The organism is Fictibacillus sp. NRS-1165 (assembly GCF_050468105.1).
In the GTDB taxonomy this organism is placed as follows: Bacteria; Bacillota; Bacilli; order Bacillales; family Fictibacillaceae; genus Fictibacillus_C; species Fictibacillus_C terrinigri.
Genome location: NZ_JBDPNU010000026.1, coordinates 166644 through 193385 on the forward strand (window position 1 = coordinate 166644; position 26742 = coordinate 193385).

23 protein-coding genes, 1 riboswitch and 1 other annotated feature are annotated in these 26742 nt (G+C 44.1%); of the genes, 10 read left to right on the forward strand and 13 right to left on the reverse strand.

Annotated features, from left to right (window positions below):
• Positions 1-3: 3 nt before the first annotated feature.
• From ABHN01_RS13460 to aroC, 7 genes are all read right to left on the reverse strand, one after another.
• The gene (locus ABHN01_RS13460) at positions 4-969 is read right to left on the reverse strand and encodes a biotin-dependent carboxyltransferase family protein (protein ID WP_429875960.1); all 966 of its coding nucleotides are present in this window, start codon (positions 967-969) and stop codon (positions 4-6) included.
• Positions 953-1672, reverse strand: a complete 720-nt coding sequence (gene pxpB, locus ABHN01_RS13465) for a 5-oxoprolinase subunit PxpB (protein WP_429875961.1) — start codon at positions 1670-1672, stop codon at positions 953-955. Before pxpB ends, ABHN01_RS13460 begins: the two co-directional genes overlap by 17 nt.
• A gap of 215 nt (positions 1673-1887) precedes the next feature.
• A complete protein-coding gene (locus tag ABHN01_RS13470; protein WP_429875962.1) occupies positions 1888-3507 on the reverse strand; it encodes an ABC-F family ATP-binding cassette domain-containing protein in 1620 nt (539 codons plus the stop codon).
• A gap of 185 nt (positions 3508-3692) precedes the next feature.
• Positions 3693-4991, reverse strand: a complete 1299-nt coding sequence (gene aroA, locus ABHN01_RS13475) for a 3-phosphoshikimate 1-carboxyvinyltransferase (protein WP_429875963.1) — start codon at positions 4989-4991, stop codon at positions 3693-3695.
• A 17-nt stretch (positions 4992-5008) separates the two neighbouring features.
• The gene (locus ABHN01_RS13480; RefSeq protein WP_429875964.1) at positions 5009-6109 is read right to left on the reverse strand and encodes a prephenate dehydrogenase; all 1101 of its coding nucleotides are present in this window, start codon (positions 6107-6109) and stop codon (positions 5009-5011) included.
• Positions 6102-7205, reverse strand: a complete 1104-nt coding sequence (aroB, locus tag ABHN01_RS13485; protein WP_429875965.1) for a 3-dehydroquinate synthase — start codon at positions 7203-7205, stop codon at positions 6102-6104. The genes ABHN01_RS13480 and aroB overlap by 8 nt, the downstream gene beginning before the upstream one ends.
• Complete coding sequence (gene aroC, locus ABHN01_RS13490) at positions 7205-8374, reverse strand: chorismate synthase (RefSeq protein ID WP_429875966.1); 1170 nt, start codon at positions 8372-8374, stop codon at positions 7205-7207. Before aroC ends, aroB begins: the two co-directional genes overlap by 1 nt.
• A 52-nt stretch (positions 8375-8426) precedes the next feature.
• Positions 8427-8663: a binding site (T-box leader), on the reverse strand.
• 246 nt (positions 8664-8909) lie between these two features.
• Between aroC and ABHN01_RS13495 the strand changes: the two genes are divergently transcribed.
• A complete protein-coding gene (locus tag ABHN01_RS13495; RefSeq protein WP_429875967.1) occupies positions 8910-9986 on the forward strand; it encodes a bifunctional 3-deoxy-7-phosphoheptulonate synthase/chorismate mutase in 1077 nt (358 codons plus the stop codon).
• Positions 9987-10130: 144 nt separating this feature from the next.
• Positions 10131-11492 carry an MATE family efflux transporter gene (locus ABHN01_RS13500; RefSeq protein ID WP_429875968.1) on the forward strand — a complete coding sequence of 454 codons (1362 nt, stop codon included), beginning with the start codon at positions 10131-10133 and terminating at the stop codon, positions 11490-11492.
• 163 nt (positions 11493-11655) lie between these two features.
• On the opposite strand, the gene ABHN01_RS13505 is transcribed toward ABHN01_RS13500, so the two are convergent.
• On the reverse strand, positions 11656-13545 hold the full coding sequence (locus tag ABHN01_RS13505; protein WP_429875969.1) for a vWA domain-containing protein: 1890 nt from the start codon (positions 13543-13545) through the stop codon (positions 11656-11658).
• A 29-nt stretch (positions 13546-13574) separates the two neighbouring features.
• Positions 13575-14468, reverse strand: coding sequence for an AAA family ATPase (locus tag ABHN01_RS13510; RefSeq protein ID WP_429875970.1), 894 nt, complete (start codon positions 14466-14468; stop codon positions 13575-13577).
• A gap of 168 nt (positions 14469-14636) precedes the next feature.
• On the opposite strand from ABHN01_RS13510, the gene fabL reads away from it, so the two are divergent.
• From fabL to ABHN01_RS13525, 3 genes are all read left to right on the forward strand, one after another.
• Complete coding sequence (gene fabL / locus ABHN01_RS13515) at positions 14637-15389, forward strand: enoyl-[acyl-carrier-protein] reductase FabL (protein ID WP_429875971.1); 753 nt, start codon at positions 14637-14639, stop codon at positions 15387-15389.
• Positions 15390-15539: 150 nt separating this feature from the next.
• Positions 15540-16427 carry a TetR/AcrR family transcriptional regulator gene (locus tag ABHN01_RS13520; RefSeq protein WP_429875972.1) on the forward strand — a complete coding sequence of 296 codons (888 nt, stop codon included), beginning with the start codon at positions 15540-15542 and terminating at the stop codon, positions 16425-16427.
• A gap of 24 nt (positions 16428-16451) precedes the next feature.
• The gene (locus ABHN01_RS13525) at positions 16452-18056 is read left to right on the forward strand and encodes an MDR family MFS transporter (RefSeq protein WP_429875973.1); all 1605 of its coding nucleotides are present in this window, start codon (positions 16452-16454) and stop codon (positions 18054-18056) included.
• A gap of 30 nt (positions 18057-18086) precedes the next feature.
• Here the strand turns inward: ABHN01_RS13525 and metX are convergent, their stop codons facing one another.
• Positions 18087-19181 (reverse strand): homoserine O-acetyltransferase MetX, encoded by a 1095-nt coding sequence (gene metX / locus ABHN01_RS13530; RefSeq protein ID WP_429875974.1) that lies wholly within the window; start codon positions 19179-19181, stop codon positions 18087-18089.
• Between the two features lie 84 nt (positions 19182-19265).
• A riboswitch (SAM riboswitch) is annotated at positions 19266-19374 on the reverse strand.
• A 124-nt stretch (positions 19375-19498) separates the two neighbouring features.
• Here metX and ABHN01_RS13535 point away from each other — a divergent pair.
• Complete coding sequence (locus tag ABHN01_RS13535; RefSeq protein WP_429875975.1) at positions 19499-19987, forward strand: universal stress protein; 489 nt, start codon at positions 19499-19501, stop codon at positions 19985-19987.
• A gap of 45 nt (positions 19988-20032) precedes the next feature.
• Here ABHN01_RS13535 and ABHN01_RS13540 read toward each other — a convergent pair whose 3' ends face one another.
• Complete coding sequence (locus ABHN01_RS13540; protein WP_429875976.1) at positions 20033-20626, reverse strand: cell wall hydrolase; 594 nt, start codon at positions 20624-20626, stop codon at positions 20033-20035.
• 175 nt (positions 20627-20801) lie between these two features.
• On the opposite strand from ABHN01_RS13540, the gene ABHN01_RS13545 reads away from it, so the two are divergent.
• From ABHN01_RS13545 to ABHN01_RS13555, 3 genes are all read left to right on the forward strand, one after another.
• The gene (locus ABHN01_RS13545) at positions 20802-21374 is read left to right on the forward strand and encodes a cysteine dioxygenase (protein ID WP_429875977.1); all 573 of its coding nucleotides are present in this window, start codon (positions 20802-20804) and stop codon (positions 21372-21374) included.
• Positions 21375-21574: 200 nt separating this feature from the next.
• Positions 21575-22411 carry a pyrroline-5-carboxylate reductase gene (gene proC / locus ABHN01_RS13550; RefSeq protein ID WP_429875978.1) on the forward strand — a complete coding sequence of 279 codons (837 nt, stop codon included), beginning with the start codon at positions 21575-21577 and terminating at the stop codon, positions 22409-22411.
• 484 nt (positions 22412-22895) lie between these two features.
• Positions 22896-23144 carry a DUF2238 domain-containing protein gene (locus ABHN01_RS13555; protein WP_429875979.1) on the forward strand — a complete coding sequence of 83 codons (249 nt, stop codon included), beginning with the start codon at positions 22896-22898 and terminating at the stop codon, positions 23142-23144.
• Here ABHN01_RS13555 and ABHN01_RS13560 read toward each other — a convergent pair.
• Entirely contained in the window at positions 23136-24035 is a 900-nt protein-coding gene (locus ABHN01_RS13560) for a fructosamine kinase family protein (protein WP_429875980.1), read from the reverse strand. The two genes, ABHN01_RS13555 and ABHN01_RS13560, sit on opposite strands and share 9 nt — an antisense overlap.
• Before the next feature lie 84 nt (positions 24036-24119).
• Here ABHN01_RS13560 and ABHN01_RS13565 point away from each other — a divergent pair, with 84 nt between their 5' ends.
• The gene (locus ABHN01_RS13565; protein WP_429875981.1) at positions 24120-25973 is read left to right on the forward strand and encodes a terpene cyclase/mutase family protein; all 1854 of its coding nucleotides are present in this window, start codon (positions 24120-24122) and stop codon (positions 25971-25973) included.
• On the opposite strand, the gene ABHN01_RS13570 is transcribed toward ABHN01_RS13565, so the two are convergent.
• Complete coding sequence (locus ABHN01_RS13570; RefSeq protein ID WP_429875982.1) at positions 25970-26635, reverse strand: GDSL-type esterase/lipase family protein; 666 nt, start codon at positions 26633-26635, stop codon at positions 25970-25972. The two genes, ABHN01_RS13565 and ABHN01_RS13570, sit on opposite strands and share 4 nt — an antisense overlap.
• Between the last annotated feature and the right edge of the window lie 107 nt (positions 26636-26742).

Sequence of the window (26742 nt, forward strand, 5' to 3'; positions counted from 1 at the left end):
TAATCACTCCCTGTTCTTCAGTCTGATCCCGGCTTTCAGGTAGTCCAGCTCTATCTTTTGTATGATGTAGCTGATTTGTGCTTCCTCTTCCGTGATTTCTTGAAATACAATCGAGTCTCCGGGTTTTGCTTGTGCCAGCTTAGGCAAGTCAACATAAGCCACCTGTGCTATTTTCGGATATCCGCCTGTCGTTTGGCGGTCTGCCATCAGGATGATCGGTTTACCCTCTGACGGAACTTGAACGGTTCCAAACAGAACAGGTTCGGACAGGATCTCTTTTTGTTGTTGCAGCTTCAGTTCAGTTCCCTCTGCCCGGTAGCCCATTCTGTCCGATTGAGTAGATATTTTGAATTTTTCATTGAAGAAAGCCGTTTGGCTTTCCTTCGTAAAGAGGTCAAAATGCCTGCCTTTAACTGCACGGATGGTATTCATATTAAGATACATGGCTCTCGGTTCATGGCTGATAAACCAATTGAAAGACGTTGGATGAAAGCCGTTCCCGTCTGAATTCACCGGGAGTGTATCCCCTTCTTTCAAAGCTCTTCCTTGATAACCGCCCATTCCAGCTCGCAAATACGTGCTTTTGCTTCCCATCACACGGCCCGTATCATAACCCCCGGCTACAGCGATGTATGCTCTGCATCCCCACTTGCAATTGCCAAATTCCAGCACATCTCCTTTTCTTACAGAGATCGTTCTCCAGTTTTCAATCGGCTTTTCATTGAGTGACGGTGTGAGATCGGCACCGCAGATGGCAATAAACGTATCGATCCCAAACGTTAGTTTAGGACCGGTGAGTGTGACTTCAAGTGTAGCTTCTCCTTCTGAATTTCCAACTAAAAGATTGGCTGCAGAATGAGCAAAAGGATCCATTGCCCCACTTACAATCACCCCATACTGCTGATAGGTATAGCGGCCGAGATCCTGAAGGCTGGTCAGCATCCCCGGTTTGTTAATCATTATGGCCATGGTCAGCCTCCCAAGAATGGTATTCTTCTAATGTGATTTCGTAAAACTTAACTTGATCTCCAGCTTCTATCAGGGTCGGGGGATTCAGGGACGGCCTGAACAGTTCTAATGGTGTACGGCCGATCAATTGCCAACCGCCTGGCGTTTCAATCGGATAGATCCCCGTCTGTTTGCCTGCTATTCCGACACTTCCCTTTGGAATGGATAGACGCGGGGAAGAAAGCCTCGGTGCGGAAATGCGAGAGGACATTCCACCTAAGAACGGAAACCCGGGAGCGAAGCCGAGCATATAAACATAGTAGGTGTTCTCGGTATGTATTTTTATTACTTCTTCCGGGGACAGACTATTCAATTTTGCTACGTTTTCCAGATCAGGGCCAAAGTCACTGCCGTAACATACAGGTATTTTAATGACATGTCGAGAGGAAGCTTCTTCTTTAGGCATGGATTCCATTCGCATTTTGACCCGATTTTTGGCGAGTTCAAAAGCTGATTTTTCTGGGTGTGCAAATTTCATAGGATCATAAAGGACTGTAAGTGTGTTGTATGCGGGAACCGTTTCGATGAACCCATCAAAGGGGTTTTCATTAAGCCATCTGGAGATATTATGGATTTGCTGATTCATTTCGACAGAAATCCCATCTCCAAATTCCAGTAAAATCCCTGCTTCCCCGAAGCGATAGTATTTAATCTCTTGGAACATTGCAGCTTCCTTTCTCATTAATATTATTCACACTATACAAAGAATCAATTGAAAAAACAAGGAAATTGATGGCCACAGAGGGATATGGACTATTTTTACCAGCAGACTAAAATTCACTGAGAGAAAGGAACGGAACATGTCCCTTTCAATCAACTGGCATGTTTTAGTCTCACTTTATAGAGACAATAAAAAAAACGGCCTGCCCGGCCGTTTTTTTATTGATACATTTTTTCTCTTTGTTTTTGAAGATCTTCGTTTTCAAGGAATTCATCATACGTCATTTGTTTATCAAGAAGACCGTTCGGTGTGATCTCAACAATTCGGTTGGCGATGGTTTGAACAAACTGATGGTCATGAGATGTAAACAGGATAGAGCCCTTATAGCTGATCAGTCCATTGTTTAGCGCCGTAATTGATTCTAGATCCAAGTGGTTTGTCGGGTCATCAAGCAGCAGCACATTGCTCCCGCTAAGCATCATTTTTGAGAGCATGCAGCGGACCTTTTCTCCTCCGGAAAGCACTTTAGATTTTTTAAGCACTTCTTCACCTGAAAACAGCATGCGCCCTAAGAAGCCGCGCAAAAAGCTCTCTGATTGGTCGACCGGTGAGTATTGGCGCAGCCAGTCAACAAGGTTCAGATCGTTATTTTCAAAGTAGGAAGTATTATCTTTAGGGAAATAGGCCTGAGAAGTCGTAACTCCCCATTTAAAGCTGCCGCTGTCCGCTTCCATCTCACCCATCAAGATTTTAAAGAGAACCGTTACTGCGTTTTCATCTTTTCCGACAAACGCAATCTTGTCTCCTTTATTCATGGTAAAGCTCACGTTGTTTAACACTTTTTCACCGTCAATCGTTTTACTGAGGTCCTTCACCATAAGAAGGTCGTTGCCGATTTCACGGTCTATAGAAAAGTTAACGAAAGGATAGCGGCGTGTGGAAGGCCGGATATCATCGAGAGAAATCTTTTCAAGGAGCTTTTTCCTTGATGTTGCCTGTTTTGATTTGGAGGCGTTCGCACTGAATCGGGCTACGAAGTTTTGAAGTTCCTTAATTTTTTCTTCTTTCTTCTTGTTTTGTTCCTGTGCCATTTTCAATGCAAGCTGGCTGGACTCATACCAGAAATCATAGTTTCCGACATAGAGCTGGATCTTTCCAAAATCCAAGTCAGCCATGTGAGTACAGACTTTATTTAAGAAATGACGGTCATGAGATACAACGATAACCGTGTTTTCAAAATTAATTAAAAACTCTTCAAGCCATTGGATCGCGCGCAAATCCAAGTGGTTCGTCGGCTCATCCAGCAGGAGGATATCCGGCTTGCCAAATAGGGCCTGAGCAAGCAAAACCTTTACTTTTTCCGATCCTGACAGGTCAGCCATCTTTTTATAATGAAGTTCCTCACCGATTCCTAATCCTTTCAAGAGGATAGCGGCCTCGGACTCTGCCTCCCACCCGTTCAGCTCCGCAAATTCACCTTCAAGCTCCGCAGCTTTAATGCCGTCTTCATCTGTGAAATCGGGCTTCATATAGATCGCGTCTTTTTCCTGCATGATCTGGTATAGACGGGCATGACCCATAATCACTGTTTCCAATACTTCATTTTCTTCATATTCAAAGTGATTCTGTTTTAAGACGGCCAGACGCTCGCCAGGGGTTATATGAACATCTCCGGTTTGCGGTTCGATTTCGCCGGACAAAATTTTAAGAAACGTGGATTTCCCAGCCCCGTTAGCGCCGATCAAGCCGTAGCAGTTACCCGGAGTGAACTTTATGTTCACATCTTCAAAGAGCTTACGATCGCCGTAGCGCAGACCAACATTTGTTACTGTAATCATAGTTTTATTTCTCCTTCGCTAGTTCCATAATCTCAATGATTGTATCATACCATATCAACAGTGCAAACGTGCATACAAGATTATGGAGAAGCCGTTCTTCTTTATTAAAAAAGCGGAGAGCCGGTTCGGCCTCTCCGCAGTTTATGCTGCATGTTAAATTTTTTCTACTTTATTGTGTGTACAAATTAAACACCGATGTTTTCGTTTTGAAGTTTTTCTAGCTCTCCAAAAAATCCAGGGTATGAAACGGAAACAGCATCACTGTTCAATAGTGTGGTCTCTCCTTCACCCAGGCAGGCCGCAACGGCCAGCATCATTCCGATCCGATGATCTCCGTGGCTGTCAACCTCTGCTCCTTTGAGAGATGACGTCCCTTTTATGATCATACCATCAGAGGTTGCTTCAATTTCCACACCCATCTTTTGCAGTTCATGCACGACCGTATCAATTCTGTTTGTTTCTTTCACTTTTAGTTCTGCCGCGTCTTTAATCACCGTTGTCCCTGTGGCTTGCGTGGCAGCCAGCGCTATAATGGGGATCTCATCGATCAATCGTGGAATGATCGAGCCGCTGATCTCAATCCCATTCAGTCTGGAGGTCTTGACTGTAAGATCAGCGTATGGCTCCGCATCTTCTCCTTCAATATGAGAAACGGTGATGTCAGCGCCCATCTCTTTTAATATGTCGATGATACCCGTCCGGGTAGGATTCATTCCTACTTTTTTCAAAGTGATCTCGCTGTTGGGAATGATGGAGCCGGCTACAAGGAAGAAGGCAGCAGAGGAAATATCTCCAGGTACTTCAATGTGGGTCCCTGTTAATCCTTGACCGCCGTTTATGCTTGCTGTATTTCCGTCCACATCTACTTTGCATCCAAACGCTCCAAGCATGCGTTCTGTATGATCACGGGATTTGAAAGGCTCTGTAACGGAAGTTGTGCCTTCTGCAGATAGTCCTGCAAGCAAAATGGCTGACTTTACCTGTGCACTCGCGACGGGGGATTGATAATCGATCCCTTTGCATTGTCCTCCGCGTATGCTTAAAGGAACATAATTTCCTTGATCTCTGCCTTCAATGGCAGCCCCCATCTCCCGCAACGGGTTCGTTACCCTCTTCATTGGGCGTTTGGCAATGGATGAATCCCCAGTCATGCAGGAGTGAAACGGAGTGTTTGCAAGGATGCCGAGCATCAATCGGATTGTTGTACCTGAGTTTCCGACATCCAGTATATCCATCGGTTCCTTCAGGCCCTTTAAACCTTTTCCTTCTATTATAACTATATCTTTTTTCTGTTCGATGCTGACTCCCATTTTTCTGAAACAGTCTATTGTGCTTAAACAGTCATCTCCAGGTAAAAAACCCGTTACCGTTGTACGTCCGTCAGCGATGGAACCAAACATAACGGCCCTATGGGAGATGGATTTATCTCCGGGAATTTGAATGGTCCCGTGAAGACCGGAAACTGGCTTTAATCGTTTTGACATGAAATTTGCCCCCTTTGCTAAATGGCAATATATGTGGTGAATTGAAGGTCTTCAAGACTCTCTTTTGCGTTCTGGCGATCTTCTTCCGATTGGAAACTCACTCTCAGTACGCCGTAAATATCCTCTCTGGCCTCAATTACCCGGATATTTGTAATACTGATTCGTTTCTCAGCAAGTATAGAGGTAACACGTGAAATCACCCCAACATCATCTATGATGTCGACGTACAGGTCGTAAAAGGATGTGATGGCGCCTTTTGCTTTAATCGGCAGAGCATCCCGGTATTGCTTCGCACCGGAAAAGTACTCAAGGAGACCTTGGTCGCTTCCGCTTTTAACAAGATCCTTTACACTTTCCATTTCCATGATCCATTCATCGATAAAGGTTAAAATATTTTCCTGATTGTGCTTGATAATATCCTTCCACATGACGGGACTGCTTGATGCGATCCTTGTAATATCTTTAAATCCTCCGGCAGCAAGATCGTTGACTTGATTGTAGTTTTTGGAATAGTGCTGTACTTGGCGAACGAGGCTCGCTGCCACTACGTGTGGAAAATGGCTGACGACCCCTGTCAGGAGATCATGTTTTTCAGCCTCCATAACGATAAATTTTGCATGTGTCCCCTTCAGCCAATTTTTTAATTCTTCTATTCTTTGGTCCGGGGTTCCTGGTCCAGGTGTTATCATATAGAACGCATTTTCAAACAAATGGGCTTTGGCACTGCCGGGTCCTGACTTGTGGGAACCGGCCATCGGATGCCCTCCGATAAATGTAATGCCTTTTTCTCTTAAATAAGAAGCTTTCTCCATAATTTTTGATTTTGTGCTGCCTACATCTGTGATGAGGGCAGCTGGAGGCTGGGTAAGGGACGCAAACCAATCCAAAAGTCTTTCCGTTTCCTCCACCGGAGTTGCCAATACGATCAGATCCGCCATCTCAGCTTCCGTTTGGAGATCAGTACAGATTGAGTCAATGATGCGCAGCCGCTTTGCTAGATTGGCATGATCGTCTGAAATATCATGTCCGATGATCGTGCAAGAATGTTCTTTTTTAATAGCCATTGCGATAGATCCGCCAATAAGGCCCAATCCAATCAGCAGTACCCGTTTATTCACTGTTTTGCTCCTTGTCCGCCATGATAAATTCTTCTAGAGAGTCCAATAGGAGGGTGTCATTCACTTCTTGAACACAGGCTTGCCCGATCTCCTGGAGCAGCACCATTTTCACATGGCCCATTGTCGACTTTTTATCTCTTTTCATCGTTTCAAGCAGCGCTTCTGCTTCAAGCTGAGGAGGTATTACAGGATAGCAAAACTTGCGAAACCATTTATTGATCGCAATATAATGAAGGTTTTTGCCGGAGATGGATTCGCTGAGCTTCAGTGCGAACCGCATTCCGATGGACACCGCGTCGCCGTGGGAGATTGCACCGTACCCTGCTTTGCTCTCTATCGCATGGCCAAGTGTATGCCCGAAATTTAAAATCGCCCGAAGTCCACTTTCCCGCTCATCCTGGGCTACTACTTGTGCCTTTATTGCTATCGCCGTTTTCAAGATATAGGCTAGTTTTTCATCCGGTATTTTTTGTATTTCGGTAACTTCATTTACTAACCAATGATAGAATGCCTCATCAGCAATAAGGGAATGCTTGATGACTTCTGCAAACCCTGATCTCCATTCTTCTTCTGCAAGAGATTTCAAAAATGAAGTAGAATAAAACACAGCTTCAGGCTGATGGAAAACGCCGACCATGTTTTTCCCAAGTGGATGATTGATCCCTGTTTTACCGCCTACCGCACTGTCGTGAGCTAATAGAGTCGTCGGGAGCTGTATAAAACGGATGCCTCTCATATACGTTCCTGCTACAAAACCGGCCAGGTCCCCGATCATCCCCCCGCCTAGGGCAATAATCAGTGAATGTCTATCCAAGCCCTTCTCAAGGGCAAAAGTAAGACACTTATAATAATTATCAAATGATTTTTCCCTATCTCCGCTCGGTATCACGAAGGAATGAAGAGATCGGCTGATACATTCAAGTTTCTCTGCTGTTCCTTGAAAATAAAGGCGGTTTACCGTCTCATCAGAAATGATTAAGATACTGGTCACTTTTGGAGACAGATCCTGTATAAATGGAGCCAGGCCTTCGAGAACAGTATTTCCAATGAAAACGGGGTATTTCTTGGATTCCGTGTTAATCTGCAGTGTTTCCATTAGAACTCACGCGCCTGACGGTTATGCCGTTCAATGTTTTCTTTGATTCTTTCCAGGTTATCTGCACCGAACTGTTCCACGATCGCCGCTGCAAGCTCCCAAGCCACAACCGCTTCAGCCACTACGCTGGCCGCAGGAACAGCACAGCTGTCTGATCGTTCAATACTGGCCTGGAACGGCTCCTTAGAATCGATGTCAATACTTTGAAGTGGCTTGTATAGAGTTGGGATGGGTTTCATCACGCCTCTCACGACGATCGGCATCCCGGTCGTCATACCTCCCTCTAACCCGCCAGCGTTATTGGTTCGTCGGGTATAACCATCTTCTTCATTCCAAAGAATTTCGTCATGGACGAGGCTTCCTGGTTTATGAGCGGCTTCAAAACCGATGCCGATCTCTGCACCTTTAAATGCGTTGATACTCATGATGGCCGCTGCAAGCTTCGCATCAAGCTTCCGATCATAATGAACATAGCTTCCAACCCCTATCGGCATGCCCTCTACGATCACTTCAACGATGCCTCCTATTGAGTCACCCTTCTCCTTCGCCTCGTCAATGGCAAGCATCATTTTCTTTCCAGCCGCTTCATCCAAACAGCGTACAGGAGATGCTTCAGTTCTTTCCTGAAGGTCTTCTATGGATTCAAAGGAAAGCTCCTCCGCCACGACTCCTCCAATTTCAATCACATGGCCGCCTACTTTTATCCCAAGCTCCCTCAGAAGCTGTTTTGCCACTGCCCCTGCTGCTACCCTCACTGTTGTTTCCCTGGCGGATGACCGTTCCAAGACATTCCTCATATCTCTATGGTTATACTTGATGGCCCCGTTGAGATCAGCATGCCCCGGTCTAGGCCTTGTGATCTGGCGTTTTACTTCATCACTGTCCTCTTCCAGAGGTTCAGCTCCCATGATCTTTGTCCAGTGTTTAAAATCCCGGTTCTTTACAGTCAGGGTAATCGGAGACCCGAGAGTATAGCCGTGCCGGACGCCGCTGTTAATAATCGCCTGGTCCTTTTCAATCTGCATCCTTCTTCCCCGTCCGTGGCCTTTCTGCCTGCGGGACAGTTCTTCGTTAATCTCTGCTGCTGTCAGCGGCAGTCCTGATGGAATGCCTTCTAGTATAGTCGTGAGTTGTGGTCCGTGTGATTCTCCGGCTGTTAAATACCTCATGATTGTGCCTCCTTAAATTCTTTAGAAATACAAAAAAGCCCCTGCTATTAATAGCAGGGACGAATTCATTCGCGGTACCACCCTCATTGCGGAACACATGGAACCTTCCGCCACTTCATTCATGGATAACGGTATAAAACCGTCCTTCTCTACTGATCCCGTTACCGGACCGTTCAACAAGGAAGCTCGAGGGTGTAATTCGCATTCTCCTTTGTACTGGTTCGCACCGTCCACCAGCTCTCTTAAAAACAGGGAGAAGAATACTACTGTTGCCTGTCATTGCGATCGTTTAATTGTATTATATCAAGTTTTAACACGGTTAGAGCCGATTGTAAAGGGGGACGGACCAATTTTTTGAAAATTATCAAAGGCTTTGAATAAATCTGAAAATAACCCCTTGACAAGATACACTATCGTGCTTTAAAGTAGCAAACAATACTCAAAAAATTATTCGGAAAAGGGGCCGGCGCCGCCCCGATGAAAGAAGCAATTTTGAAGGAGTAAACACATTATGAATCATGAGGAGGAGCTTAGGATGTCAAAAGAACTGGTTGAGCTACGCAGTGAGATTGAAGCCGTCGATCAAAAGATTCTAGACCTGTTAAACGACCGTGCTTCCATCGTACAAGAGATTGGAAAATTAAAAGAAATGCAGGGTGTTAAGCGTTTTGACCCTGTTCGTGAACGCAAGCTTCTTGACTTGATTGCAGACCGTAATAAAGGGCCATTCGAAACGTCTACCCTTCAATATATTTTTAAACAAATCTTTAAAGCCAGCCTGGAGCTTCAGGAAGATGACCACCGTAAAGCGCTGCTGGTATCACGTAAGAAGAAACCGGATGATACGATTATTAACATAAAAGGCGAGCTTATCGGAACCGGTGAACAGCATTTTGTGATGGGGCCATGTGCGGTAGAAAGCTATGATCAAGTTAAACAAGTGGCGAAAGCATTAAAAGATCAAGGCTTGACCCTCATGCGCGGCGGAGCGTTCAAACCGCGTACTTCTCCTTATGATTTCCAAGGTCTTGGCATGGAAGGACTTAAAATTTTACGACAAGTAGCCAATGAGGAAAACCTGGCGGTCATCAGTGAAATTTTGAACCCGAACGATCTTGAGGAAGCTCTGGATTATGTGGATGTCGTCCAAATCGGTGCCCGTAATATGCAAAACTTCGAACTATTAAAAGCTGCAGGTGCCATCAACAAACCAGTATTATTGAAACGCGGCCTCTCAGCAACAATTGAAGAGTTCATGTATGCCGCCGAATACATCCTTGCTCAAGGAAATGACCAGATCATCCTCTGTGAGCGCGGAATTCGCACCTATGAAAAAGCGACGAGGAATACGCTTGATATTTCAGCCGTTCCGATTCTTAAAAAGGAAACCCACCTCCCCGTTATGGTAGATGTCACTCATTCTACTGGAAGAAGAGATCTATTGCTTCCTGCGGCAAAAGCAGCACTTGCGATCGGAGCTGACGGTGTAATGGCTGAAGTCCATCCAGACCCGGCTGTCGCTCTATCTGACTCTGCACAGCAAATGAATATTCCACAATTCCACGATTTTATGAACGAACTGAAGAAACACACAGCTGTTCATACTTCCTAACTCTATGAAGATGGTCCATTTGGGCCATCTTTTTTATTTATCCTACCATATCTTTCATCATTTGAAATAAAATAACCTCGCTTCGTCGTCCATATGATATAATTTCCATTATTACAGATTTGGAAAAGGAATGCGATATGGAATATGGAACAAACTCAAACGATCCAGCAAAAATTCTTATTGTTTATAAAATTAGTGCTTCCTGTATTGGTTACACAGATCGGATTATATGCGATGAATTTTCTGGATACCGTGATGTCCGGGCATGCAGGCCCAAAACAGCTGGCTGGTGTGGCGATCGGCTCAAGCATCTGGGTCCCTGTTTTCACGGGATTAAGCGGGATATTAATGGCACTCACTCCCATCGTTTCCCAATTTAATGGTGCTGGAAAAAGGGAAAAAGTACCCTACTCTGTTATCCAGAGCATCTATCTTGCGTTTGCACTGTCATTTGCAGTAGCCGCTATTGGATTCTTGTTGCTTCGCCCTATCTTAAATGCCATGGATTTGGATCCTCAAGTCAGAGAAGTCGCATATGGATACTTAAGAGCGCTTTCGTTCGGTATGATTCCTCTGTTTTTATATAACGTACTTCGCTGTTTTATTGACGCACTCGGCAGTACGCGGGTTTCCATGCTGATTACGTTAACGGCTCTTCCCATTAATGGAATATTCAACTATCTTTTCATTTTTGGCAAATTTGGATTTCCGGAATTGGGCGGTGTCGGTTCAGGCTATGCTTCTGCCTTGACGTATTGGTTCATTACATTCATGGCGATCTATATCATTCACAAAAAACAGCCTTTTTCTGAATATCAGGTTTTTGGAAAATTTTATCCACTCTCACTTGCAGCCTGGAAAAGCCAGTTGAAAATCGGTCTGCCCATCGGATTTTCCATCTTTTTTGAAACGAGTATCTTTGCAGCTGTAACATTGCTGATGAGTTCATTCAACACAGTGACGATCGCCGCACATCAATCAGCTTTGAATTTCGCTTCCTTTCTTTATATGCTGCCTTTGAGCATTTCCTTTGCCCTTACCATCGCAGTCGGGTTTGAGGTCGGGGCGACCCGCTATAAGGATGCAAAACAATACAGCTATCTTGGTATTGGAACAGCAGTCATTCTTGCCTTGCTCTGTGCCGGGGCACTGCTGATTTTCCCTAGCCAAGTGGCCTTCATGTACTCCAACGATTCAGAGGTCATACATTTAACCAAGCATTTTCTCCTTTATGCGATCTTTTTTCAACTCTCCGATGCGATAGCTGCTCCCATCCAAGGAGCGCTGAGAGGATATAAGGATGTGAACGTTACTCTCGTATTGTCCTTAATCTCCTATTGGGTGATCGGACTCCCGGTCGGCTATGTGCTGGCAAACCACACTTCGCTCGAAGCCTTTGGCTATTGGGTTGGATTGATTTCAGGCCTTGCGATGGGGGCGGTGACTCTTTACTTCAGGCTTGCACATATTCAGAAAAAACAAACCAAAACAGCCTCCATCCAATAAAAAAATCCAGGAAATCCTGGATGCACCATGATGCTTGAAATCTTATTTTCGAGTATGGGACGGATGCTGCCAACTATTTAGTGAACCAATGAAGAACCTTAAAAGCGTACGGAGATTAGCTCGCATATCCCCGTACGCTTTTCATTCGGCTCTTCAATCACATTTATGCAATTTTAAATAGCAGCTTGCGCAGGACAGGAACTAAATAACTGACAAGTTCTGCTGCGCTCGGCACGACAACTTGATGGCTGCCATATATATTTTTCATTAAGATTTGTGCTTCCTCCGTTACTTTTCCGTTAGAAATATACATACCAAGCGTATCGATTCCCATTTTCCGTGTGTTCACTACCGCTTCATACGTATCAAGGATGCCATGGCCCTCATAATCAAACGCAGCCGGTTCTCCATCCGAAAAAACAAGTAAAAACTTTTGTTTTTCCTTCCGTCGAAGCAGATCCTCTGCCGCTTTGCGGATGGAATAACCGTCCCGGTTATCCTCCTGTGGCTCCAACTGCAAAATTTCCGCTCCAGACTGATTTTTTAAAGAGCTTGTGAACGAGATCACTTCCTGAAAATAGTTTGGCTGACTGTCTTTTTTTGCATCAGAAGCATCTTCCCAAAAGCCTGTGATGGAATGTGGTATCCGCACCGCTTTCAAGGTCTCATGAAAAAGGACGATGGCCTTGTGTGTTTCTTCCATTTTGTCGAACATAGACGCCGAGCAATCGACGAGCAAAGTAAAGACGGCATCCAGCTCCTGAGGCGACTCCGCTTTTTTAAAGAACAGTCTTGGGTTTTTATCCGTTAAAAGACGTGTCAGCTTTTTGTTCAACCTGCCAAAATGAAGATCGTGGTTTGGCACGTTTTTTTTATGTTCAATGGTCTTCAAAAAGCTTTGCTTTAACAGGCTGACAGACGATTGAACAGCAGATTTAATCTGCTGATAATCCTGCATGTCCTGAAAGGAAGAGTTCTTTGGAAAGACTTTTTTTTCCACCGCAAAACGATTCATCTGTCCGTACGGATATAGACCTTGACCAGATCGCGGGGATGCATCGTCTACACCTGCACCGGTTTCCCCTTTAAAATCGTTGCCTTTTGAATCTTTTGCCCCAGCCTGTACGGCACCGAAAGCCTGGTCACCTTCTTCAGCTTTCCTTCCCCCTTCACCGAGCAAGTCGGTTGATGTACCTTGATCCAGGTCGAACTGAAGAAACGAATCAGACGGAGAAGACGTTTCGTTGTGCCAGCTTGGCATCTCCTCCCGTGCCGTTTCTTCGCTACTTTCATCTTCTGATTCGGTCATTGAATGAGGGGTTTTCGCTTCATTCTCTCTTGTGATGTCTTTGAAATGAAGGGGATCCGACTCATAGAACGAAAGATAGGAACTCGTCATGTCCCCTTCTTTAAAAGCTCTTAATGCTATTTTAATATCATGAATCTCTGCAATGATATGTGCTGTGCTCTCAGCAGTGTTTAAATTCACCAGGAAAGGGCGGAGTTCACCATACCATTCTTTGAGCGGTGTTTGAAGCTGAACGAGACGGTGGTTGGCCAATAAAAATATACTGCAGAAAAATGCGTCCATCCACCTTCTTTGCTGAATGTGCTGGCGATACTGCCTTTGAAAATGGGTGAGAAGAATTCTCTTCCTTTCTGAGAAAGCGGCCGACATCCCCGGCCGCTTGGATATACAAACTTTTTCAAGCCGGTAATCTTCAGAGAACAAGAGCAGATGCTTAAGGAATTGAAAATGTTCTTCAATCTTTAACGATTGCATGGCCTCTTGAAGCTCGTCATGGTCAGAGAAAAAGAAATTTCCAAAGCTTCTTAAATACACTTCGCTTTTTAACCCATCCAGCTGAACAGAGCCGGGATAGGTCATCCAGAACTGGCTGACATGAAGCACATGGCCTGGTTTATTCAAATACGAATGAAATGAGAATTCCACATCCATCTTAGGATCTTTAGAAAGCGTCTTCGCTAGATCAATCAGCTGCATATGCAAAAAAGGATCGATTTTTGTATCTGCAAATGTTAGAAATTTCATCGGTCACGCGACCTCCCGGACATCCGCTTCTATACAAACAGCGTGTCGGCAATGTTATGGATTAATGTTTTTTCACGAGCATCTTCTAATTTATCAGCGACCGCCCGCTGTATGGCCCGCTTTGGAGGCATATACGCCGACAGGTCTGCAGCATCAAGCAAGGCACGGATGGAGGCAGCATCTTCCGATAGCTGCCCTGTCTTCGTCTGCTGGACCAGATCTGATGAAAATTGAACGAATTGATATAAAATGTCGCTGTCTTTCTGCTCAGATTGGAATTGAAGCATCTTGAATAGTGTTTCTCCCTGAATATATGGAACTTCAATCACAACAAACCGGTTTTTTAATGCTTCGTTCAGTGGTACGGTTCCGATATATCCCTCATTGATCGCTGCGATGACACTGAAACCTGCTGCTGCTTTAACAATGTCACCTGTAAAAGGATTTGTCACGGTTCTTCGATAGTCTAAGATCCCGTTCAGAATCGGAAGTGTCTCGGGCTTTGACACATTGATTTCGTCAATGTACAAGAAATGGCCGAATGTTGCGGCCTTTGTCACGGGGCCTGGAATAAACTCAATTTCAGAATGTCCTTTTTCATAGGAGATTGTCTTGTGCCCCAATAACGCTTCCGCATCGAGATCGACGGAACAGTTGATGGAATGGAGAGGCTGCTGAAACAAAAATGACAAGTATTCAGCTAACTTTGTTTTCCCCGATCCTGTCGGCCCTTTCAGCAGTACGTTCTTTCCCATCAACAGAGCAATAACTGCATCTTTTACAATCTCAGGATCTTCTGCTGTATACCCTTCAGCACCAATAAGACCTTTAAACTCAGGTATTGTCGTTTCCCTCCGCCTGTTTCTTTCATCATTTAATTTTTCAGCAAGTGCGTTCGGTAATCGCAATTGATCTATGGTCATATAAATATCCCTTTCATCATTAAAACTATAAAAATCTATTATATAGTATATCTCATCTTCTTTCCTTTCAACTGCCTGGTTTAGGGTCCTGCATTGACATTCGGAAGGAACCGCCTTAATATTAGGACCAGGTACTAAATGCAGAATGTGATAAAGGACGTGTTTTTGTTGACGAAAAAAGTAGCTCTGATAACAGGCGGTACAAGAGGCATCGGAAAAGCGATCGCTTCCAAATTTGCCTCCGAAGGTTATGACCTCGTGTTAAATTTCATGAGAAAAAAGAAAGATGCAGAATTGACAAAACAAGAATTTGAATCCCAATACGGAATCAAGGTTCATCTGGTGAAAGCAAATGTCGGTGACCTTGGCCAGATCAAAGCTTTATTTGCCGAAGTAAAAGAAACCTTTGGACGGCTTGATGTTTTTGTAAACAATGCGGCTTCTGGAGTTTTGCGGCCCGTGCTGGAGATTGAGGAAAGCCACTGGGATTGGACTCAGGACATCAACGCAAAAGCTTATCTGTTTACCTCTCAGCAGGCAGCCATGCTTATGGCAGAAAAAGGATCAGGCGCTATCGTCGCCCTCTCCAGCCTCGGCTCGATCAGGGCGCTTCCAAATTATGTGGCCGTTGGCGTATCAAAGGCATCAGTTGAAGCCATCACCCGTTATCTTGCAGTAGAACTAGCATCTAAAGGAATTGTGGTGAATGCGGTGTCCGGTGGGGCAGTCGATACGGATGCACTTAAACATTTCCCGAACCGTGAGGAGTTGCTGAACGAGGCAAAACAAAAAAACCCGGCGGGACGTATTGTTGAGCCGAACGATATCGCTGAAACTGTATTTTTTCTATGCACACCAGCTGCCAGCATGATCAGAGGACAGACGATTATCGTAGACGGCGGTTTGTCATTGCTTGCTTAAATACAGTGAAAAAAACGCTTTAGAATATGAGCGTTTTTTTTTAAATAAAAAGATTGACTGACTGGTCATATCAGTAATATAATGATTGAGTGTTATTTAGTTAATAAAGTTAAATAAACAGAGTTTTCACTGGGGGAACATGCTGGGAAGGTGATTAAAACGAATCGTAAAAAGATAAAAGTCATTGAAAGCGGACTAACTTTATTTGCAAAAAAAGGATATGAATTCACCTCGATACAGGAAATCGCCACAGAAAGCAATATTTCCAAAGGCGCCTTCTATCTTCATTTTAAATCCAAAGAAGAACTGCTCCTGTCGATCTTTAAATACAACCATGAAAACATGAAGGCTCAAATTACAGCAGTGGATAAATTGAACATGGACCCGAGGGAAAAATTCAAACAGCAGATTCTTGTACAACTGAAACAAATCGCAGAACATAAAGATTTTATAATTATGCATTTTCGGGAACAAGCCGTCGCCATGAATGAAGATATTCACCGCTACATGAGAAAGATGCAGATGGAAATGAAGACGTGGTATGAAGATACCCTCATGGAGATTTACGGGTCTGAAGCTGCCCCTTACCTGTATGATCTCTCCCTATTGTTGGACGGAATACGAACGATCTTTGTGAAATTGATGATTGTCAGCCAAATACCTTTGGATATCGAGCGGCTCCCTGCCTATATTCTCAAGCGGATGGATCATTTGGTGGACGGAATTCTGCTTGAAGGTGGTCCTCCTTTAATGGAAGAAACAATGGTGAAGGCTTACTTTTCCGACCATTCCAGCTGCGCTGATGATGTCTTGAGGGAAATCGTCGCTAACATGAAGGATCAGCTCGATATACTCGGAATGGATGAAGAGGATTACGACTTACACCTCAAAGCCATTGATTATTTAAAAAGGTGCCTTGAACAGAAGGCACCCGATCGATTTTCCATTCAAGGAGTACTCGCCAATCTAAAAAAAGTTTCTGAGTTGAAACCGTATTGTAAAGAAATAGCACAGCACTTAAAGATTCAAATAGTATAAAAAAGAATGGAGAAGAACTATCCTATGAAAATTGAACAACAGAAACCTATCAACCGTAATATGGTCTTATTAGGCCTTATTATCGGAATGTTTTTCAGTGCAATGGAACAGACGGTCGTCGGTACTGCGATGCCTACCATTATCGGCGAACTAAATGGTTTTTCCATTTTTGCCTGGGTAACAACCGCCTATTTAATCACTTCGACTACGATTATTCCGATCGTCGGGAAGCTTTCAGATCTATACGGGCGCCGTTCACTTTATTTAATCGGTACCGTCATTTTCGTCATTGGTTCCGGCTTATGTGCAACGGCTACCTCCATGGAACAATTGATCTTCTACCGAGGGTTGCAGGGTCTAGGCGGCGGAATGATCATGCCCCTTTCCCAAACCATCATAGGTGATATTTTCACAGCGGAACAGCGTGCAAAATGGCAGGGTGTTTTTGGAGCAATCTTTGGGTTAAGCTCCGTCATCGGTCCGTTCATCGGTGGATTTTTAGTCGACACGATCAGCTGGCACTGGATTTTCTTAATTAATGTACCGTTTGGTATCCTGTCTGCCATCCTTATCTTCGTTGGGATGAAAAATGAATTGGTAAGGCCAAAAGACGAAGTCCATATCGATTATCTTGGAATCATCACACTGATTCCAGCCATCGTCCTGTTGCTGCTTGGGTTAACGTTTGGCGGAGATAAATTTGAATGGGTTTCAATGGAAAGCGGATTGATCTTCGGCTCTTCCATCGTTCTCATGATCGTTTTTGGGTTTGTAGAAAAGAGAGCAAAAGAGCCTGTACTGGATCTCTCCTTATTTAAAAACCGTGTGTTCGCAACAACCAACGCTTTAGGTTTCTTGCTTGGTTTGGGGATGTTTGGCGCGATCATGTTCGTGCCGATGTTTATGCAGGGGATCCTGGGTGTCACACCAACACAAGCAGGTTCCACCATGACACCTATGATGATCTCTCTTATCCTCGCAAGCATCATCGGAGGAAGACTTCTATTGAAACTTCCTTACCGAACCGTACTGACGGTCGGTATGATTATTACAGCTGTCGGGTTCTACTTAATGAGTACGATGGGTGTAGATTCTAAGGAATTAACAGCCTATGCTTACATGATTGTTATGGGATTAGGAATGGGTCTCGTCATGCCGACCTTGATGATCGCTATTCAAAACGAATTTCCAAAATCAAAACTGGGAGCTGTAACGTCCGCTTCTACGTTCTTCCGTTCGATCGGAGGTACGATTGGTATTACCGTCTTAAACGTAGTAATGAACCACTCCTTAGAGACAAAAATGAAAGATGTCGTGAGTGAACAATCGAACCCGATGCTTCAAGGGCTCTTTCAAAAACTCGCAGACAAAACGGATGCTCTGTTCAGCCTTTTAATCCATCCCGACCTTCTTAAACTGCCTGGCAGCATTAAAAATACGGTGATTCACTCCATACAGACTGCCTGGAGCAATTCATTCACCACCGTCTTTTTAACGGGCTTGATTTTTATTGGCGCGGGTATATTGGTCGCTTTATCTGTCGGTGGCGGGAGAATCAGCCGCCAGCGGCCAGAACAATCTGCACCGGCTGATAAGTCGATGGTTGTTGAAAAACCAGCTGTTGAATAAACCATTAAATAAAGACATGAGAAATTTACCTCATGTCTTTATTGTTTCTCTCATAAAATTCGCGAACAGGTTTCCCCACTTATCAAACTCGGTCAAAAACCCATCGTGGCCAAACATTGTATTTACCTCTTGAAAACGTGCCTCTTTATTTCCTGATTGGACCAAAAGAATAAACTCCTGCATCGAATCAACCGGGTAAAGCAGATCCCCGGAAAACCCAACACATAGCATAGGTACATTATAATTTTGTGAAGCGGCAGCTACTCCACCTCTTCCCCTGCCAATATCATGAGTATCCATCGCTTTTAATAAAGTGAGATAACAGTTCGCATCAAATCGGTCGGCTAATTTATCCGCCTGATAATGAAGATACGATTCCACCGAAAACACAGCTTCCTCCTGTATGGTTTCCCAATTTCCGGTTTGTTTCCTCTGAAAACGGTGGTCGAATAAACGTCCTGAACGGTAGGTGAGCATACCGATCATGCGGGCAATGCCGAGCCCTTTTCTTGGCCCGCAATCAGGGCTGTATCTCCCGTTATTCCATAAAGGATCACTTATGATGGCCGATCTGCCGGCCGCGTTAAAACCAATCGCATAATCACTTAGTGTCGGTGTCACGGCAATGGGAATTAAGCGCTCCATATAATCTGGATACAGCAAGCCCCACTCCAGTACCTGCATGCCTCCTAGCGATCCGCCGATTACAGCCTCCAATCGTCTGATCCCGAGAACATCTAAAAGTTTTTTTTGCGCATGCACCATATCTCTAATCGTGATGACAGGGAAATCCGGTCCGTACGGCACACCTGTGTCGGGATTGATGGAAAGTGCTCCGGTTGAGCCATCGCAGCCACCGAGCACATTTGTAGTAATCACCTGGTATCGGCCCAAATCAATATATTCCCCGCTTCCTAATAACCCTGTCCACCATCCTTCTCCTATCTCGCTGTCTAATGTATAGTGATTGCCTGTCAGTGCATGGCATACGAAGATCGCAGGCGCGTCCGCTGCACCAATCCGCTGGTAGGCGATATGTACATCGTTCAGCACCTTACCCGATTCTAATGTTAGTTCTCCTATTGCTGCTGTATGATTGACAGCAGGCAGCTTTGTATTTTCCAACAGATATCCCCCCAATTTATATAACAAAAAAGCACCTCTCTAAAAGATTCAGAGAGGTGCAATCATCCGTTTGGGCGTGACCTTCTCTTATCTGTCAAAGCTTTTTGCCTTGCAGGATTTGGCACCTGTTCAGAATAAATCTAAAGGTTGCCGGGTATCATCGGGCCAGTCCCTCCACCACTCTTGATAAGAGTTAATTATGAATTTTTCAAATAATAAATACTTTAATATGTTCCAAATTACCGTACTCTCCCACGTTTGTCAAATAAAATTTAAGGGAAAGAATTTATAAAGCATACGAAAAAGAGGGGGTTTATATGCCATATTATGAGAAAATTCTTGTAGGTGTAGATGGATCGGAATCTTCAGAAGTAGCTTTTTACAGAGCGATTGAAATAACAAAGGAATATCATGCCCAGCTTTTGATTGTCCATATCTCTGAGGAGCGGATTCCTGCGGCTCCCATGGATTCAGGTACTGTGGATATTGAAAAGGGATCTGGCAAAAACCATGGTGGAACCCTACTCGAAGATTATGAACAAAAGGCCAGAAAACTTGGATTAAAACATGTGAAGACTTTATCCAATTACGGGTCTCCCAAAACCGAAATCCTGTCATTTGCTTCGATGCATGACGCTGATTTAATTGTCTGCGGTGCAACAGGCTTAAACGCGATGGAGCGCATTTTTATTGGAAGCGTGTCACAATACATTACGAGGCATGCGACTTGTGATGTACTGATTGCCCGGAACAGCCATAAGATTGAGGTGTCGGGTCTTAGCATTAAAAGTACGAGTAAATTGTAAAACAGCCTCAATCTCTGCTGATGACAGGGATGAGGCTGTTTTTCATTATTTGCTGAATGTGTGGTTTCCGATCACTTTATTCACTGGTTTAGTGTCGAGCCAGCGGCTTACCGCTGTTGTTTTATTATAGAAGAAAAGCGAGCCATTTGTATTGTCATATCCCGCCAGTGCTTTTTCCACCGCCTTCTCAGATTGTGAAGAAGGCTTTTTCAGGTTGTTTTCAAATACCGGCTGAAACTGCCCTTTATCAAAAATGACGCCTTGAATCGAATCCGGAAAGCTGTCAGCCTCTACTCTGTTTAAAACAACAGCGGCGACTGCTGTTTTGCCTTCGAAACTTTCACCCATCGCTTCGGATTCAACGAGGGAAGCCAGCAGTCTTTTATCTGCGGAAGACGCTTTTGCCCGCTCCTGGCTAACCCCTTTAACAGCCGGTATATTTAATTGCTGACCAGGGCGGATGATATTTCCTTCCAGGTTATTGTCCCTTTTAATATCCTCGTAGGAAACGTCATAAGACTGTCCAAGCTTCCATAACGTATCCCCTTCTTTAACCGTATGTGCGCTTGCAGATGTTCCTCCCGCGATCGAAAGCGCAATGGCTGTTATCCCTGTAATTAAACCGATCTTTTTATACATAAAATTTTGTACCTCCTTGAATCGTTTCGTTTCGTCAAAAGCCTATGGACGATTCCTGTACACCCATTTTTTGCGGACTTGCTCAGCCCCTAAGGGTTATGTTTCGGATTTTTCATTTATTTTGTGACCATCCAATATACTGGTTATAGATCAATGACACCAGGAGGATGATAACGTGCCGTTCCTTAAAAGAATCGAAAAAATATTTTCTCCGCTCGTTTTTCCCTCTTCAGACGATTTGCTGGAGGCGATCCAAAAACTACAGGCGGCTGAAACTGACGCCGCTCCTTTTGTGATGAATCCAGAAAATAAACCTTATGGCAGGAAATTAATTTTTAAGAGCGACCATGTAGAAATTCTGGTCATGGCCTGGTCTCAGACCTTGGATTGCTCACCGCATGACCACGGGCGGTCGTTTGGGTGGGTACAAGTTATATCTGGATCCTCAAACCACACGCTGTATAAATTGCAGCCAGGGGGATTGCCCGTGGCGGTAAAAAAGGAGATTGAAAAAAAGGGCTCACTTTTGAATGTGGGAAGAGGCATGATCCATAAGATGGGTACTTATGAAAAGAAACCATTGATCACCTTGCATGTCTACTCTCCCCCCATTTCAGGTATGAAAGTATTTGACCTTGAAAAATGTGCAGCTTGCATTGTCTCCGAAGATTGTGGCGCATGGTGGCCGGATGAACAACGACAGCTGCTGAAGACGATTCTTCTTCCGCCACAGCATGCCAAGCCATAATTTTATTTTCGCAAATCCAGTGATTTAATAGGTTTTTCTATAATTTCTTACAACCTGTCCTATTTATCATCACTCATTCTCACTTTCTTAAGAGATTATTGCCTATAACGGACGATGTTCCATCAAAGGGTTGAAACCTCTTCTTAACATGTTAAGATAGGACCTTAAGTGAACTTAACACAGCAATAAGGAGAGGTTGCATGTTAAAAACAAAAAAAGTGCTTTTTATTGGAGCAGGTTCCATGGCCGAGGCGATTGCTGCCGGAATGGTCAATCAGGAAAAATTACCGCCCAGCAACATTGTGATGACAAACAAACAAAATGATCAGCGACGAATTGAACTAATGAAAAATTATAAAGTGGTTGCTCTTCCTTACAGTGAAGTCCAAGTACAAGAAGCAGATCTCATCATCTTGGCCATGAAGCCGAAAGACGCCGAAACAGCGCTCATTGAACTGAAACCGAAGGTAAAGGCTAATCAAATTGTAATGTCTGTTCTCGCTGGAATTTCGACGGGTTTCATGGAAGAAATTCTTCCTGAGGGACAGCCGGTCATCAGGATTATGCCGAACACCTCAAGTACCATTGGAGAATCCATCACAGCGATAACCGGCGGACAATCCGTTTCAATGGAACATATTGAACTGGCAAAAGAGTTATTTTCTGCGATCGGCCGTGTAAAAGTGATCGATGAAGAACAGATGGATGTGTTTACAGGAATAGCGGGCAGCGGTCCGGCTTACATTTACTATGTGTTGGAGCATATTGAAAAAACAGCCCAAGCTGAAGGATTCGATGAGGACCTTGCGAGGGAGATAGCAGCCCAAACGGTTTTCGGTGCCAGTAAAATGGTGTTGGATACTCAGGCTTCCCCTGAATCACTGAGGAAAAAAGTAACGTCGCCAAATGGTACGACCGCAGCAGGATTAAAAGCACTAAAAGAAAACAAAGCAGGCCAGGCTTTTGCCGAGGCCATTTTAAGTGCAAAAGAAAGATCGGCTGCCATCCGAAAAGAGTATGAAAAAGTGTCTGTATGATAAAAAAACATCGCCTTAAACGGGCGATGTTTTTTAAAATGCAACATAAGGTATAACAGCCATTTGTGTCTGTCATACTGATAAAAAGGCTGTTTGGGAGGAACATGGACGAATGGTAAAACAACGTGCAGGATATCATGCATGTATATTAGCCATAACGGCTTCTGTATTGATTTGGTCGGCCATCCGGCCAACCGGTCCGTATACTTGGATTCTTGAAGTGGCACCAGCCGTTCTACCGATTTTTAACCTCATATTTACTTATAAATATTTTCAGTTTACCACTCTTTCCTACTTCATTTTTTCTACTGCATTTTTTCTTTCGTGTTGATCTTGATGTTTATTGGCGGCCAGTATACGTACGATGATGTTCCCCTCTTTGAACTCGAGTCAGGACACCTTTAATCTGAAACGAAATCGATCGATTCGGACATTTCTTTAAGGGAGGCACGGTAATACACTTAAGAGAAGTTTTATTAAGACAGTGGGCCTTCCTCGCCGTTTCTGGCTTGTAATTCTCAGTATAAGTATCATCCTTTCCCTGGCGGCTGCATATGAGATCATCGAATGGATGGCTGCCATTATTGCCGGCCGTACTACCAAAGATTGTCTAGGAACCCAAGGGGATATCTGGGACTCCCAATGGGACATGTCACTGTCCTTTGCCGGCTCGCTTATTGCCTATGGATTGCTGTTCCGCTTTCATGATCACCAGCTGGAAAGATTACGATAAATATTTCTTTAAAATCCGATCCACGGGGGGACCGTATGCTTCTCCAAATAAATTTAAATGAACGAGCAGATAAAATAATTGATAAAGTCCTTTACGGTCCTGATACTCTTGATCCAGTGGCTGAAAATGAGTATAGGCTTGATAGAAATCACTTGAGAAACCGCCAAACAGCTCTGTGAAAGCCAAATCCATCTCATGATGGCCGTAAAGAACTGCCGGATCAATGAGAACAGGTTCTCCGTTCTTTCCGGTGATCCAGTTTCCTCCCCAGAGGTCTCCATGCAGCAGAGAAGCTCTCGGGTATTCAGGAATAACCTTTTCCATCCTCTCCATGAGTTTATACAGCTTTTGTTTTCGTGCCGTATGCATTCCTGTTTCTGCTGTTTCTCGTTCAACCTGCGGCAATATCCGTTTCTTTAAGAAATAAACGGTCCATGACGAAAAAATGCCATTTAGCTGGGGGAGGCTTCCGATGAAATTGTCTTGCTCTAAACCATACTTTTTGGGTACAGGGAAGCTATGAAGTGCGGCTAGTTTTTCTCCTAACATCCTTTCAGTGTCTTTCGTTTTCTCACCTTGAATCCACTCTGCCAGTAAATAGCCCGCTTCCCCTTCAGTCCTTCTGTCTTTATAAGCAAAAACTTCCGGAACATTGATGGTTTGAGTGTTCTTAATCTCATCCAGACCAGCAGCTTCACATTCGAAGAAACGTGCAGGTGCTTGATGATTCACTTTTAAAAGATACGTCTGTTTCTTTGTTTGAACAGCATAAACCTTATTGATGCTGCCACCGGTTATTCTTCTGATGTAAAAAGAATCTGCCGGATCATAAAGCTGGTTCAGATGTTCTTTCATTTTTTTCAACAACTCTGTCTCTTGATCACTATTCATAATTTCCTTCACCTGCTTCATATAGTTTGGAGACGTGATGTATCGTTTCTTTCGCACTTTTCTATACGGGAGGGATAATTCCCCATGCTTGATTTAGGTAAGATTAAAATGGAGCTGGAACGCCGCAGTCATGAACTTTTGTCCTGCCAGCAGGCGGATGGATCGTTTCGATTTTGTTTTGAAAACCCAGTTACAACAGATGCGTACCTGCTTGTCCTTTTGATCATTTGGAAATGGAGGGATGAGCCTTTAAAGCGAAACCTGGTAAATCGCATTCTCTCAAAACAGGGAACGGATGGAACATGGAGAGTATACCCTGATGAGAAAGAAGGCAATCTTTCAGTTACTATTGAAGCTTATGTAGCGCTTTGTTATTCAAAGTCTGTTAATATGGAAGATCCGCTTATGACAAAGGCAAGAGAATATATAAGCGCAAAAGGTGGATTCAAAAAGGCCAATCTTTTAACACGCGCCTTTTTGTCTGTTAACGGAATCGTTCCGTGGCCCCGTATTCCTTTTGATCCGGGGATTCTGTTGGATCCACCAATCCTTTCACCCATCAAATTCTACGATATGAGCAGCTATGCAAGAGCACATTTTGTACCGATCATTGCAGCCATGCGAAATGATTTTTACGTAAGCCATCCTTGTAACCAGTATCTCAGTCCTTTATCAGGTAACCGGGAATCCGGCCCATTTTGGCCAGAGTTCGAAAATGATACGGTTAGCCGGCTTTTCAGCAATTTAGAAGCGACCTCTTCTTCCCTTCCTGCAAAAATGGAAAGATACATGCTGAACAGAATTGAAAAAGACGGTACTCTTCTCAGTTATGCGAGCAGCACGTTTTTTATGGTTTATGGATTGCTTTCCTTAGGCTATTCTAAAAATTCTCCAGCGCTTATAAAGGCGATTGAAGGAATCATTTCGCTTCTATGTTCTAATGGAACTCATCTTTTCGTCCAAAATTCTCCTTCGGCCATATGGGACACCTCATTAATACTATATTCTTTGTTAGAAGCTGGTGTTTCTCGCGAAAATCGCCAAATTCAACAGGGTATTCGATTTCTTCTCAATCATCAGCAGTCTAAAAAGGGCGATTGGACGGTTCATTGCGGACATACCGCTCCTGGGGGCTGGGGATTCTCTGAAAGCAACACACTCCATCCCGATACGGACGATACCCAAGCTGCTTTGCGATCTATTTCCACACATGTACGCATCTCTCCTACTTCCCTTCAGTCCTGGAACAAAGGAATCACTTGGCTGCTGGCCATGCAAAATGATGACGGAGGCTGGCCTGCATTTGAAAAAAATACGAACAAGGAATGGTTAGGATTGATCCCTGTAAAAAATGCAGCTGATGCATTAATCGATCCTTCTAATGCAGATATCACGGGAAGAGTCCTTGAATTTCTCGGCAGTTACACCGATCTGACGATAAACGATCACCCCGTTAAACAGGCGGTCAACTGGCTGAAATCCCATCAGGGGCCTGATGGTTCATGGTATGGAAGATGGGGTGTCTGCTATATTTATGGGACATGGGCTGCAGTGACCGGCCTGGCAACTGTTCGCGGATCGGTTATCCATGATCAAAGCCTTGAAAAAGCAGGAAAGTGGCTTGAATCGATTCAAAACAAGGACGGAAGCTGGGGAGAATCATGTTTAAGTGATGATGCGAAGACGTATATACCGCTCGGGTATGGAACGGTTGTCCAAACGGCATGGGCGATCGACGCCCTCGCCTCCATCCATTCTCGCCCCACAAAACCCATCGCCGATGGAGTGAATTATTTGCTGTCTCCAAATCTCATGGCACCAGCCTTCGATTACCCGGCGGGATCTGGTTTACCTGGTGCATTTTATGTGTTGTACCATAGCTATACCCGCATTTGGCCCCTCACTGCACTAAGCCATGTTTACCGAAAATATGTTTAGTCAAAATGCGGGTATAGCGGACCGAAACCAGTACCGTAAACCGCTTGAGCGATCATTTTATGGCCAATGTTATTAGGGTGGATACTGTCCCAGGATAACAGTTCTTTTTCTCTCCCGACGAATAAAGAGTAAATATCTGCGACCTTGACGTTTGGGTAATTCTGGAACGTCTGCATATGAGCGTTGAATAAGTTGACCCATTTATAGGAAAGATCCCATTTGTGATACGGATTGTAAATATTCGTCAAGCGGATAATGTAACTTTTCCTTCCTTTTTCTTTCATATGAATGATGTTCTTTAAGATCGCAGACATGTTTCTTTGACACGTTTTCAGCGTTTGAAGGAGTTCCACTTCTTCCTTTTTTAATAAATATCTCTTTCCGGCCTTGATCAAATCATTTCCACCTGCTGTAATTGTAATGATTTCTGAGTTAATCAATGATTTTCTGACGCTGGGCAGTTCGATGGAGGCTAATACATCATGTGTAGTAAAACCCTTCTTCGAGAAATTCGAGAGATGATAGGTCTTGTAAAGCGTATGTTCGAGGAGAATGGAATACCGCTGGACGAAGCTCCCACATTGATCAGAGGATCCAATTCCCACCGAAATGGAATCCCCTAAGGCGGTATAGTGAGAATTAATTTTCCATGATAAACCCATCGTACTCCCCACCTTTTACACTCGGTTACAATATAAATATGAATACACTAAAAAAAGGGTACGAAAATGAGGAGAGATTAAATCCTTGCTAAATTTTTTTAGAGAGT

What these genes read in the sequence shown, in the direction of transcription:
- ABHN01_RS13460 (WP_429875960.1), bottom strand. Translation starts at nt 969, where the DNA reads ATGGCCATAATGATTAACAAACCGGGGATGCTGACCAGCCTTCAGGAT.
- pxpB (WP_429875961.1), bottom strand. Translation starts at nt 1,672, where the DNA reads ATGTTCCAAGAGATTAAATACTATCGCTTCGGGGAAGCAGGGATTTTA.
- ABHN01_RS13470 (WP_429875962.1), bottom strand. Translation starts at nt 3,507, where the DNA reads ATGATTACAGTAACAAATGTTGGTCTGCGCTACGGCGATCGTAAGCTC.
- aroA (WP_429875963.1), bottom strand. Translation starts at nt 4,991, where the DNA reads ATGTCAAAACGATTAAAGCCAGTTTCCGGTCTTCACGGGACCATTCAA.
- aroB (WP_429875965.1), bottom strand. Translation starts at nt 7,205, where the DNA reads ATGGAAACACTGCAGATTAACACGGAATCCAAGAAATACCCCGTTTTC.
- aroC (WP_429875966.1), bottom strand. Translation starts at nt 8,374, where the DNA reads ATGAGGTATTTAACAGCCGGAGAATCACACGGACCACAACTCACGACT.
- ABHN01_RS13495 (WP_429875967.1), top strand. Translation starts at nt 8,910, where the DNA reads ATGTCAAAAGAACTGGTTGAGCTACGCAGTGAGATTGAAGCCGTCGAT.
- ABHN01_RS13500 (WP_429875968.1), top strand. Translation starts at nt 10,131, where the DNA reads ATGGAACAAACTCAAACGATCCAGCAAAAATTCTTATTGTTTATAAAA.
- ABHN01_RS13505 (WP_429875969.1), bottom strand. Translation starts at nt 13,545, where the DNA reads ATGAAATTTCTAACATTTGCAGATACAAAAATCGATCCTTTTTTGCAT.
- ABHN01_RS13510 (WP_429875970.1), bottom strand. Translation starts at nt 14,468, where the DNA reads ATGACCATAGATCAATTGCGATTACCGAACGCACTTGCTGAAAAATTA.
- ABHN01_RS13525 (WP_429875973.1), top strand. Translation starts at nt 16,452, where the DNA reads ATGAAAATTGAACAACAGAAACCTATCAACCGTAATATGGTCTTATTA.
- ABHN01_RS13535 (WP_429875975.1), top strand. Translation starts at nt 19,499, where the DNA reads ATGCCATATTATGAGAAAATTCTTGTAGGTGTAGATGGATCGGAATCT.
- ABHN01_RS13540 (WP_429875976.1), bottom strand. Translation starts at nt 20,626, where the DNA reads ATGTATAAAAAGATCGGTTTAATTACAGGGATAACAGCCATTGCGCTT.
- proC (WP_429875978.1), top strand. Translation starts at nt 21,575, where the DNA reads ATGTTAAAAACAAAAAAAGTGCTTTTTATTGGAGCAGGTTCCATGGCC.
- ABHN01_RS13560 (WP_429875980.1), bottom strand. Translation starts at nt 24,035, where the DNA reads ATGAATAGTGATCAAGAGACAGAGTTGTTGAAAAAAATGAAAGAACAT.
- ABHN01_RS13565 (WP_429875981.1), top strand. Translation starts at nt 24,120, where the DNA reads ATGCTTGATTTAGGTAAGATTAAAATGGAGCTGGAACGCCGCAGTCAT.
- ABHN01_RS13570 (WP_429875982.1), bottom strand. Translation starts at nt 26,635, where the DNA reads ATGGGTTTATCATGGAAAATTAATTCTCACTATACCGCCTTAGGGGAT.